We start from the raw sequence: 10885 nt of genomic DNA on the forward strand, positions 1-10885 counted from the left end.
TCACCCGTCCGCCGCTAACCACCGAAGTGATTCGCTCGACTTGCATGTATTAGGCACGCCGCCAGCGTTCGTCCTGAGCCAGGATCAAACTCTCCAAGAAAGTTGATTAGCTCATTTTGTTACGTTGGCTTCGTTTCATAAGAAACGAATATTATTGTTTGTTGACGTTTTTGTTTGTTTAGTTTTCAAAGAACAATTTTCATTATCGCTCAAAAGCGACTTTATCAATATAACATAAAGCGTTTTGCGAAGTCAATAATTTTTTTAAAAAAACCGTCACCCGCGAAAACGTTAATAATTCGTTTCGCAGCGACGGTTATTAATATACCAAGTAATTTAAAAAAGGTCAATAAGGTAATTCGTTTTTTTACGATAATTTTTTATTCACCCGATAACATCTATGGAATACACCCTGACCTTTTGTCTCTATATTTACAACTTCAAGTAAATGTTTTTCAAGCAAATATTCCAGCATCACGGACATATCAACTGAATAGGGGCGCAATTCCTGTTCGCTCATAATTTCATTAAACAACCAGTAATCCTTAGTACCCAGCACTTCAAGTAAATGAGCAGCACCAATATTCGTCCGGGAATGAATCATAAACTCACTCGCCAGAAATAAAAGTTCCAATCTTTTTTCAAGTGTTTCTTCACTATTAACTAATTCTTCATATAACTTAAAAATCTCAGGCTCAATTTGTTTTACTTGGTGCCATACTGTTAACTCAGGATGCAGACCATTTTCAATTACTTCTAATCTTGCAAGATGATGCAATGAATGAACTACATGGTTATATGCATCTAAAAACTGTTTATTTTCAAATAGGGCTTTCCCATCGACATAACGTCGAATTAATTTTGCAAATTCTAAGCCCATTTTAATTTTTCGCCCGTTAAAAGGAAATTCTCGGAGTTCGGTTTTTAGATTCTCTACATACTCATTTCGATCAAAAATAATTTTTGCATTATGAAGCCATTCAAATATTTTTCGATTTGATCCAAATAAAAGCCATTCCTGCAGTTTTTCTTCCGTAATGACATGCATAGCAGCCTTTTTGTGGTCATAGGTATAGTGCTTTATAAATATTGGCTGTTCTGCCTCTTTCACGATAATTAAAAGAATTGCATCAAAAGAATCTGTTGTTTGACTTGATTTTTGCCTTTTTTCAACCAATAAAACTCCTAAAGTATTTAATTGGCTTGCCCTTTCTTGATATATAGGACGAAGAATGTCTTCCATTCATCATACCTCCATTTTTCTCGATAGCATTATAACTTCGACAATGATGAAAAATCTCCTTCAAAAATCGAAGACAAAATTCGACATTCTTCTGCTTAACCTTTTTTCTCATTACTTAAATATGGTATAGTTTCATAAGGAGGGAGAAGCATCATGGTAAAGTATTCAAGTAAAATAAATAAAATTCGCAGCTTTGCATTAATACTAATTTTTATCGGTTTTATCGTTATGTATGGTGGCATCTTTTTTCGTTCCTCACCACTTATTATGACCATCTTTATGATTTTTGGTCTTCTTTTTATCATCGCTAGTACAGTTGTTTATTTTTGGATTGGAATGCTGTCAACGAAGACCATTCAGGTTAAATGTCCAGGCTGCGGTAAAACTACAAAAATGCTTGGCAGAGTAGATATGTGTATGTATTGCAACGAACCTTTAACTCTTGATCCAAAGCTTGAAGGAAAAGAGTTCGATGAAACCTATAATAAGAAAATAGAGAAATAAAACCCAAAAAGGCAGATTTAAAAAAAATCTGCCTTTTCTCATTTATCAAATTTAATGGACCTCTTTGCTTGCACAATCAGGGCAGGACCCGTAAATTTCCATTCTGTGGTTCGCCACTTTAAAACCTGTTACATGTGAGGCTAAATGCTCCACCTCATCTAATCCGGGATAATGGAAATCAACTATTTTTCCGCACGATTCACAAATTACATGATAGTGATGGGTTGTAACAAAATCAAATCGGCTTGAAGCATCACCGTATGTCAATTCTTTTACAAGACCAACTTCACGAAATACTCTTAAATTATTGTAAACTGTCGCCACACTCATGTTAGGAAATTTCCCCTCAAGTGCTTTATAAATATCATCTGCAGTAGGATGTGACATCGAGTTTATTAAATATTCAAGTATCGCATGACGTTGCGGAGTAATACGTACCCCCGTTTCCTTCAAGGTATCCAACGCTTCTTTTAAATGATTCATCGCCATGCACCTCTTTTCTAAAAAAGATTCTTACATTATAATTGTTATAAATAGTTTACTAAGAGGATAGTACTTTTGTCAATATTGGAATACCAATAACTAAAATGAACTTTATTCTTTACTGTGTAATGTTAGTTCATTAGCCTTAAGCTGGTGGTTGACATAGCGTGCAGTTACAAATAAAAGATCAGAAAGACGATTTAAGTATGCCAAAACGAGTGGGTTCACCTCATCACCTATAGAAACAGCACATCTTTCTGCCCTCCTTGCAATTGTTCGCGCAACATGAAAAGCGGCACCTGACGGGTGTCCTCCTGGTAAAATAAAATTTGTTAATTCTGGAATCATTGCGTTCCATTCATCAATTTGTTTCTCCATTTCCTCTATATCTGAAGAAATTAGCGACCACTTCACTTCTTTTCCCTTAGGAGTTGCTAGCTCTGCACCGGCATGAAATAGATTCGTTTGTATTTTATGATATACTTTTTCAATTATTTCTTTCCCTTGAAAATTTTCCTTAGAAAGATGACCCAAGGCAAGTCCAATCATGGAATTCGTTTCATCACAAGTTCCATATGCTTCCACCCTTAAATCGTTCTTCGCAACCCTCTGACCGTAAATTAGAGAAGTTGTTCCTTTATCGCCCGTTTTAGTATAGATTTTCACCTTAAAATCCCCCTTTGTCTAAAAAACATTTTTTTATGTATTAATACTTTTCCTTCATCATATCACCGTTAAAAAAGTTTAGAAACTGTAATACTTAACATCCTTATTTTTGCATAAAAAAAAGGTCCGATTTGGACCCAAAATTTATCTGAGGAGGTATGCCCTAATAAGATGATATTCAATTTCCAATTTCTTGCATTGGACAAAAGCCTTTTATCACTAAAATAGGCTTAAGATTACGGTTACTAAGACTTTAAGTGGTGATAGAATGATTCTTTTGAAATGTTACAGGATTTTAAAATCTCAATTATTCCTACACCCATATCCCACACAAAATAGGCAAAAAAGGATGGCTTCTGCACATCCGGAAATTGTTAGTTTTATTGTTCTGATTCCATTGAAAGCCAGGCTTGTGACCATTTCTCAATTTCTTTGATGATAGGCTCTAAGGCTAGTCCTTTTTCGGTTAGGGAATATTCAATACGTACTGGTGTCTCGGGGAACACCTCGCGTTTAACGATTCCTTGATTTTCTAAATCCTTTAGTCGCTCCGAAAGAACCCTGCCACTAATACCCATAGAAGATTCTAGTGTACAAAAGCGTTTCGAACCAGTTAGCAGCTGGTAAATCACAAGACCTGTCCAGCGCTGACTCATCATCCCCATCGCTTGTTCGAATCGAGGACAAATTTTAGGTTGATTCATGGTTTCCCCTCCTATTCATAATTATCATATTACAAATCACAATAAAATTACAATACATAATAAGATTATTTGACATAAGTTAATTTCAAAATTAAAATAAGTTACATAAAGTAAGTAAGTTGTTAAATTAAATGAACTAATCACAAGTAAAATACGATATTTAAATTTTTAATCCAATACACACCAAGACTAAAAAGGTGGTCCTTAACATGAAACTTGAAGCAGATGTTTGCATAGTCGGCGGGGGTCCAGGCGGCGCATTATTAGGATATTTGCTTGCGAAACAAGGTATTTCGACCATCGTTCTCGAACGTCACACAGGGATCGACAAAGAATTTCGTGGTGAACATCTCAATCAGGACGGAGAACGCGTTTTAAAAAAATATGATTTATATAAAAAAGTTCAAGAAGCTGGCCTGCTTTTAATGGAAAGAATTGAGTACTGGCAGCATGGACACGTAATAAAAACAGTTACACCAGCAGTTGCTGACCAGCATGTTGGAATCCATGTCCCACAGAAGAATCTTTTAAAGGTATTGATTCGTGAATCTTTACCTTATCAGAATTACAATCTATTGATGGGAACAAAAGTAACTGAATTATTTTTTAACCAAAATGGCAATGTATCGGGACTTAAGGCCATAAAAGGCGACCAAGATGTGACGATTAAAAGTAAGATCGTCGTAGGTGCAGATGGCCGTTTCTCAACCGTTAGAAGACTTGCAGAAATACCCTTTTCAACCATTAAACATGGATATGACCTTCTTTGGGCAAAAATCCCAAGCCCGCAAGGATGGGAACCAACTATAAAAAATGCGCTCGTCAACGGTAAGCAGTTAGCATTGTTTACCCAGGAGGGTGGATTTATTCAAATTGGCTGGAATATTGAAGAGGATTCGTACCCCACCTTGAAAAAGCAATCCTTTGCACCCTTTATTAAGCAAGTGATTGAGGTATTTCCAGAGTTAACAGAAACAGTCCATCAGCACATTCAGTCATGGGATGATTTTATCTTATTAAAAGTACAAAGCAGTCGATCGCCTATTTGGGCGAAGGACGGGGTTGTTATTATGGGCGATGCTGCTCACACGATGAGTCCGACTGGTGCCTTTGGAATCAATTGTGCACTATTAGATGCAGATGCTTTAGCAGATATCATAAAGGAAGCGTTCGATAATAATGACATAAGTGCGGACCAATTAAGAAAGATAGAAGAGATTCGACGTGCTAAGGTAGAGAAATTACAGATGCAGCAGTTGATAAAAGAAGAAACCTATCAAGACAATTTTAAAATTCCTGCTATATCTTAAGACATTTATAATCTAATTAAAATATGGGATTGGGGAAATGACCATGGAACAAGTTCAATTAAAGGCGGATACCCTCTCTTTTTTAGAGGATAAAATAAAATTGATTAAAAAAGACGATGAAGCAATTTATCTGGTGGGACCAATTAAACTGCCTGTCAATTTAAATGGAGAAACGATTGAATTTAAATGGTATAGCTGGTTAAAGACTGAGTATGTAACCGAAGATTATCAGCAAGTCATTAATCACTTGTCTTCTGCTAAATTAGCAGAATTTCAACAATCAAGCATTCTCGTTTACGGCGATTTTGAATACGGAGAGGATGCTTTGATTCGAATGCACTCCATCTGTCACACTGGCGATATCTTTGGCAGCAAGCGCTGTGATTGTGGCTTCCAGCTTAAACAGTCAATGAAAATGATTGTGGAGCATGGAACTGGCGCATTGTTCTATTTAGCCAATCACGAAGGCCGAGGAATTGGTTTATTTAACAAGGCTATGGCCTATATTCTTCAAGAAAATGGATATGATACCGTTGAGGCGAATGAGGGTTTAGGTTTTGCTGACGATACTCGAAATTACACTGACGCGATTGATGTTCTGAAGGTTTTAAGATCAAAGCCTGTCACACTTATTACAAACAATCCTAAAAAATTGAAGGCCTTGAAAAATGCAGGTGCCCCTCTTTCCGGCAGGACTCCTTTATGGGGCGATATCTCTGAATACAATGAAAAATACTTAAATACAAAAGTAAATAAATCAGGACATTTGATGTAGCTTGGATAATGTTCCAGAATGGTTAAAGGGCATCTGCAAATGATTAGCAGATGCCCTTTTTTTCATTATTATGGAAACTTTTGTACAGCACTTTATGCTAAATTCTCTTTTATATACTGTAAAGCTTCCTCCACATGGCCTTTTACCTGAACCTTTCTCCACTCTTTGACGATCTTCCCGTCTTTATCAATAATAAAAGTAGACCTTTCAATTCCCATGTATTCTTTTCCAAAGTTTTTCTTTAATTTCCATACATCATAAGCTTCAGCTACCTTATGGTCTTCATCTGCAAGCAGCAGGAAAGGTAGTCCATACTTCTCTATAAATTTCTGGTGTCGAGCAACCGGATCCGGACTTATACCTAAAATAACGGCGTTTACATCGTTAAATTGCTGATACTGATCTCTAAAGTCACATGCTTCCGTTGTACAGCCAGGCGTCATATCTTTTGGATAAAAATAAAGGACAACATTTTTCCCTTTTAAAGCAGATAATGTTATGGTCTCCCCATTATTTGCTTCTAAGGTAAAATCTGATGCCTGCATTCCTACTTCAACTGTCATTTTTTCACCCCAAATGAAAGATTTTCCTACTTATAGCTTAACCATTCATGAAGCATATAACAACTATCCTGTCCCGCCATTTTATTTTTCCCGCTCAAACATTACTTTCGCTACAAAGGCAGCAGGTAATGTATAGCCAATTAGTGCTTCCGATACCGTAATAAGCCTTCCTATTCCATGTGGAATGACATCGCCATTGCCAACTGAAAAAAGAGTCATCGCACTAAAATAGAAGCTCGTTTCAAAAATATTATTTCTATTTTGCGGATTCACTTCAATTAATATTGAAATTCCAATTAATTCAAACAGTAGATAAATTAAACCAAAGCCGATAATTACAGTTAAGTAGACCGTACCTAAATAAAGAAAGTTGTCTACTGACACCAACTTTCCTTTAACCGTATTGGGAACAAATAAAGTTCTTAAACTCATAAAAATACAAAAAATAACAACCGGAAGTAGGAAATAGAACAACCCCATTCACCCCTAAATCAACGTGAGTTATTCTATTTCTATGCAGGCTTGGACAATAAAATATCAAAACCAAAAAGCTTAATTTCCTGCCCCTCGATATTTTTTTACGCCTTGATTCCACAAAACGACAGAAAGAATAAAAAAGATAACACCTATCACCGGAGTGATAAACGAATACCAATACCATTCTGATTTTTCAAGGAAAAATGCGGCTGGATATACTCCGACAAATGCAAACGGCAGCACCCAGGTTAATACAAACCGAATCAATTTATTATAGATATTAACAGGATATCTGCCATAGTTGCTAATATTGTACATCATCGGCATCAGCGACGTTCTCGCATCTGCCCAAAAGCTAATACAGGCAATCATAATAAACACCCCTCCATAAACAAGGGCACCACCAATCACAAACACAATAAATAATAAGGGATCATACCAATCCACTTCCAAACCCAGCCTGCTTCCAGCATAAAGCATGACAGCCAGACCAGTTACTGCCCCTAACAATGATTCCAATTCAAGCCGTTCAAGAATAATTTGAAAAAGACTGTGAATAGGCCTGGTTAAAATTCGATCGAGTTCCCCCTTCACAATATACCGTTCATTAAAATCCCAGATATTAAAAAAGGCAGAAAAAACGGCAAAGGGAATTAAGAAAAATCCATAGATAAAGATAATCTCATCTCTATTCCAACCATTGAGCAAATTAGTATGACCAAATACAACTAAAATAAAAACTAGATTAATCGCCTGTGATAGCAAATCAGAGAAAAACTCCACAAAAATATCCGCCCGGTATTGCAGCCTTGTTTTTAAATATTGTGAAATATATTGAAAAAACATAGTGAGATAAAACATTGATTAACCCCCTTGAATAACCAGCTGTTTCTTTGCCAGATGCCATAGCAATTGAATAGGAATGATTAAGACGATGACCCAAATGAATTGCTGTCCAATTGCTTCAATGGCCTGTTGATGGGAAAAGCCTTTTGTAAAAATCATACTTGGCAAATAACTGATTCCTTGAAAAGGGAGAAACTTCATAAATTCTTGTGCCCAGTCCGGAAAAAAACTAATAGGGAGCAGAAGTCCAGAAAACAAATCAATCACAACCCGTTTGGCACGAATTAGACCAGAATTGTTATATAAGAAGAAGGTTGTAATGCCTGTTAACAGATTTAATTCCGTATTAATTAAGAAGCTTAAGAGAATAGAAACCGCGAACAATCCCCACACGCTTATGTCCCACGTAAATTGAATAGGAAAAACAAAATAGACAATGATAAGACCAGGCGCGGAAAAGAAAAATAATCTAAAGATCCCCTCCCCCAGACCTTGCATCGTTTTCATGCCAAGATAATTGTAAGGTCGGATCAGTTCAATTGCTACTTTCCCATCCATTATTTCCATAGCCATTTCCCGATCAAGATTATTAAAATAAAATGCTCGAGCCATCCAAGAAACCGCAACATAGGTGGTCATTTGCACAACTGAAAGCCCTTGGATTTGTTCCTTCCCCCCATAAATGGCGGACCATAAAAAGTAATAAGCCCCAATATTAATACCATATATAAGAATACCCGTATAATAGTTTGTCCGGTAGGCAAGCATCATTAAAAAACGGATTCGGATCATCTCTAAATATTTATCCATGTATCCTGCCCCCTTCCATTAAACAGCGCCTTTTTCATAAATATTGCGGATAATCTCTTCTGTGGAAGTTTCATTAATTTTTATATCCTTTATTTTAAAAGCTGCCACCACTTTGGCAATTACCTGCGAAATGAGTTCATCATTATCTTCTAAGGTCGCAAAAAAGATTTGTTCCTTCTCATCCAAATCCCACTTAACAAGGATTTCCCTTGTTAAATTTCTAACGGCAGCAAGATCAACTTTCTCAAGAAACTGAAACTGCAGCTCTTTTCCTTCTCCCCATTTTTCCTGTAAATTTCTTAGAGCACCATCATAAATGACCTTTCCTTCATCCAGCATAATCACACGTTCACACAATGCCTCTATATCGGAAAGATCATGAGTCGTTAATAGAATCGTGGTATTATATTTCTCGTTGATTTCTTTTAAAAATTCCCGGATTTTTAACTTTACCAAGACATCGAGTCCAATAGTCGGTTCATCTAAAAAAAGTAATGGCGGGTTGTGAATTAAGGCAGCAGCCAACTCACATCTCATCCTTTGACCAAGAGATAACTTACGAACTGGCTTATCGAGGAGCGGTTCAATGTCCAATGTTTGAATGACGTGATGCATATGATCGTCATATTGTTCATCTGATACCTTATATACTTTTTTCAACAGACGGAAAGATTCCTGTACGGCGATATCCCACCATAATTGCGAGCGCTGACCGAAGACAACGCCAATTGTTTGAACGAATCTCTCCCGTTCTTTATGGGGATTCATGCCATTTACAGAGATTTTGCCGGAAGTTGGGGTTAATATGCCTGTAAGCATTTTAATTGTTGTTGATTTTCCAGCACCGTTTTCACCAATATAACCAACCATCTCTCCTTGTTTAACGGTAAAATTAATATCATTAACCGCTGGAACGACCTTATAGTTTCTTGTTAATAAATCTCTAAATGCGCCTTTTAGCCCCGTTCGGCTGGAATAGGCTTTAAATTCTTTTCTTAAGTTTTTCACTTCAATCGCATTCTTCATCCTATACCTCCTGAAACTTACCCTCATTAGTTTAGCCAAATAGCGTGGTTAAAACAACTGTTCTACACTTCAATGAATTTTCTAAAAAGATAAAAGTGATAAAAAAAGTGCTAAAATAGGAAAGAAAAGATAAAAGGAGGTAAAATTGTGCAATTTACCAATTCAGAAAGATTACATAATGAAGCTTTAGAGCATATTGTAGGCGGGGTAAACAGCCCATCACGTTCATATAAAGCAGTGGGTGGCGGTGCCCCTGTTGTAATGGAGCGAGCCCAAGGTGCTTACTTCTGGGATGTAGATGGTAACCAATATATCGATTATCTTGCAGCATACGGACCGATTATTACAGGCCATGCTCATCCGCACATAACGGAAGCCATCAAAAAAGCGGCTGAGAGTGGTGTTCTTTATGGAACCCCAACGCCTCATGAGTTGAAATTTGCAAAAATGCTAAAGGAAGCGATTCCTTCATTAGATAAAGTCCGCTTTGTTAATTCTGGAACAGAAGCCGTTATGACAACCATCCGCGTGGCGCGTGCCTATACCGGACGAGATAAAATTATCAAGTTCGCTGGTTGTTATCATGGCCACTCAGACCTTGTTCTTGTTGCGGCAGGATCTGGTCCTTCCACCCTTGGAACCCCAGATTCAGCCGGTGTTCCAAAGAGTATCGCACAGGAAGTCATTACTGTACCGTTTAATGATATTGAACCTTTTAAGGCAGCATTAGAAAAATGGGGTAACCAAATTGCTGCGGTACTTGTTGAGCCGATTGTTGGAAACTTCGGGATCGTCGAACCTATACCAGGATTTTTACAACAAGTTAACGATTTAACCCATGCTGCTGGTGCACTGGTGATTTATGATGAAGTGATTACCGCTTTCCGTTTTATGTATGGCGGGGCACAGGACTTTTTAGGTATCCAGCCTGACCTCACGGCACTTGGAAAAATTATTGGCGGCGGCCTGCCAATTGGTGCTTACGGTGGACGAAAAGAAATCATGGAAAAAGTTGCTCCGCTTGGACCAGCCTATCAAGCAGGAACGATGGCCGGAAACCCAGCGTCCATCCTTTCCGGGATTGCCTGTCTTGAAGTTTTAAAACAAGAAGGCGTTTATGATTATTTAGATCGTTTAGGAGCAATGCTCGAAGAGGGAATTTTAGAAGCAGCCAAAGAATATAATATTCAAATAACAATTAATCGTTTAAAAGGTGCATTCACTGTTTATTTTACAAACGAAAAAATTGAAAACTATGAACAAGCGGAAAATACAGATGGGGAAATGTTCGCGAAGTTTTTTAAGCTCATGCTCCATCAAGGAATTAATCTGGCTCCCTCCAAATATGAAGCCTGGTTCTTAACCATTGCTCATACAGTAGAGGATGTAGAAGCTACATTACACGCGGTTAAAAATGCATTTTCATTACTTAAATCCGAATAAATATTCATTTTTTATGCAGAAAAGGGAGTGGCAAT

At 37.2% G+C, this 10885-nt stretch carries 13 protein-coding genes and 1 rRNA gene; 4 read left to right on the forward strand and 10 right to left on the reverse strand.

Annotated features, from left to right (window positions below):
* Both ABES02_RS09605 and ABES02_RS09610 read right to left on the reverse strand, forming a co-directional pair.
* Positions 1-100 (reverse strand): 16S ribosomal RNA (locus ABES02_RS09605); the annotation flags it as partial.
* 267 nt (positions 101-367) lie between these two features.
* Complete coding sequence (locus ABES02_RS09610; protein ID WP_430133524.1) at positions 368-1243, reverse strand: nucleotidyltransferase-like protein; 876 nt, start codon at positions 1241-1243, stop codon at positions 368-370.
* 150 nt (positions 1244-1393) lie between these two features.
* Between ABES02_RS09610 and ABES02_RS09615 the strand changes: the two genes are divergently transcribed.
* Entirely contained in the window at positions 1394-1747 is a 354-nt protein-coding gene (locus tag ABES02_RS09615) for a YgzB family protein (protein ID WP_430133785.1), read from the forward strand.
* 51 nt (positions 1748-1798) lie between these two features.
* Here the strand turns inward: ABES02_RS09615 and perR are convergent, their stop codons facing one another.
* The 3 genes from perR to ABES02_RS09630 all read right to left on the reverse strand — a co-directional run bounded on the left by perR (position 1799) and on the right by ABES02_RS09630 (position 3600).
* Complete coding sequence (gene perR / locus ABES02_RS09620) at positions 1799-2236, reverse strand: peroxide-responsive transcriptional repressor PerR (protein WP_430133526.1); 438 nt, start codon at positions 2234-2236, stop codon at positions 1799-1801.
* Positions 2237-2341: 105 nt separating this feature from the next.
* Entirely contained in the window at positions 2342-2896 is a 555-nt protein-coding gene (locus ABES02_RS09625; protein WP_430133529.1) for a cob(I)yrinic acid a,c-diamide adenosyltransferase, read from the reverse strand.
* A 380-nt stretch (positions 2897-3276) separates the two neighbouring features.
* Positions 3277-3600 (reverse strand): winged helix-turn-helix transcriptional regulator, encoded by a 324-nt coding sequence (locus ABES02_RS09630; protein ID WP_430133532.1) that lies wholly within the window; start codon positions 3598-3600, stop codon positions 3277-3279.
* 209 nt (positions 3601-3809) lie between these two features.
* On the opposite strand from ABES02_RS09630, the gene ABES02_RS09635 reads away from it, so the two are divergent.
* Together ABES02_RS09635 and ABES02_RS09640 are read left to right on the forward strand one after the other, a co-directional pair.
* Positions 3810-4910: an FAD-dependent monooxygenase gene (locus ABES02_RS09635; protein ID WP_430133535.1), complete on the forward strand. Its 1101-nt coding sequence runs from the start codon at positions 3810-3812 to the stop codon at positions 4908-4910.
* Between the two features lie 43 nt (positions 4911-4953).
* Positions 4954-5685 (forward strand): GTP cyclohydrolase II, encoded by a 732-nt coding sequence (locus ABES02_RS09640; protein ID WP_430133538.1) that lies wholly within the window; start codon positions 4954-4956, stop codon positions 5683-5685.
* A 92-nt stretch (positions 5686-5777) separates the two neighbouring features.
* On the opposite strand, the gene bcp is transcribed toward ABES02_RS09640, so the two are convergent.
* From bcp to ABES02_RS09665, 5 genes are all read right to left on the reverse strand, one after another.
* Positions 5778-6248 carry a thioredoxin-dependent thiol peroxidase gene (gene bcp, locus ABES02_RS09645; RefSeq protein WP_430133541.1) on the reverse strand — a complete coding sequence of 157 codons (471 nt, stop codon included), beginning with the start codon at positions 6246-6248 and terminating at the stop codon, positions 5778-5780.
* Positions 6249-6329: 81 nt separating this feature from the next.
* Positions 6330-6728, reverse strand: a complete 399-nt coding sequence (locus tag ABES02_RS09650; RefSeq protein WP_430133544.1) for an ion channel — start codon at positions 6726-6728, stop codon at positions 6330-6332.
* Positions 6729-6800: 72 nt separating this feature from the next.
* Complete coding sequence (locus tag ABES02_RS09655; RefSeq protein ID WP_430133547.1) at positions 6801-7586, reverse strand: ABC transporter permease; 786 nt, start codon at positions 7584-7586, stop codon at positions 6801-6803.
* A 3-nt stretch (positions 7587-7589) separates the two neighbouring features.
* On the reverse strand, positions 7590-8381 hold the full coding sequence (locus ABES02_RS09660; RefSeq protein WP_430133550.1) for an ABC transporter permease: 792 nt from the start codon (positions 8379-8381) through the stop codon (positions 7590-7592).
* A gap of 18 nt (positions 8382-8399) precedes the next feature.
* Positions 8400-9407: an ABC transporter ATP-binding protein gene (locus ABES02_RS09665; protein WP_430133552.1), complete on the reverse strand. Its 1008-nt coding sequence runs from the start codon at positions 9405-9407 to the stop codon at positions 8400-8402.
* Positions 9408-9554: 147 nt separating this feature from the next.
* On the opposite strand from ABES02_RS09665, the gene ABES02_RS09670 reads away from it, so the two are divergent.
* Positions 9555-10850, forward strand: a complete 1296-nt coding sequence (locus ABES02_RS09670; protein ID WP_430133555.1) for a glutamate-1-semialdehyde 2,1-aminomutase — start codon at positions 9555-9557, stop codon at positions 10848-10850.
* Positions 10851-10885: the final 35 nt, after the last annotated feature.

Source organism: Neobacillus pocheonensis, from assembly GCF_050477905.1.
GTDB classification, from domain to species: Bacteria; Bacillota; Bacilli; order Bacillales; family Cytobacillaceae; genus Neobacillus; species Neobacillus pocheonensis_A.

Coding starts and splice junctions, on each gene's coding strand:
- ABES02_RS09655 (WP_430133547.1), bottom strand. CDS start 7,586: ATGTTTTATCTCACTATGTTTTTTCAATATATTTCACAATATTTAAAA.
- ABES02_RS09660 (WP_430133550.1), bottom strand. CDS start 8,381: ATGGATAAATATTTAGAGATGATCCGAATCCGTTTTTTAATGATGCTT.
- bcp (WP_430133541.1), bottom strand. CDS start 6,248: ATGACAGTTGAAGTAGGAATGCAGGCATCAGATTTTACCTTAGAAGCA.
- ABES02_RS09650 (WP_430133544.1), bottom strand. CDS start 6,728: ATGGGGTTGTTCTATTTCCTACTTCCGGTTGTTATTTTTTGTATTTTT.
- ABES02_RS09640 (WP_430133538.1), top strand. CDS start 4,954: ATGGAACAAGTTCAATTAAAGGCGGATACCCTCTCTTTTTTAGAGGAT.
- ABES02_RS09630 (WP_430133532.1), bottom strand. CDS start 3,600: ATGAATCAACCTAAAATTTGTCCTCGATTCGAACAAGCGATGGGGATG.
- ABES02_RS09610 (WP_430133524.1), bottom strand. CDS start 1,243: ATGGAAGACATTCTTCGTCCTATATATCAAGAAAGGGCAAGCCAATTA.
- perR (WP_430133526.1), bottom strand. CDS start 2,236: ATGGCGATGAATCATTTAAAAGAAGCGTTGGATACCTTGAAGGAAACG.
- ABES02_RS09665 (WP_430133552.1), bottom strand. CDS start 9,407: ATGAAGAATGCGATTGAAGTGAAAAACTTAAGAAAAGAATTTAAAGCC.
- ABES02_RS09635 (WP_430133535.1), top strand. CDS start 3,810: ATGAAACTTGAAGCAGATGTTTGCATAGTCGGCGGGGGTCCAGGCGGC.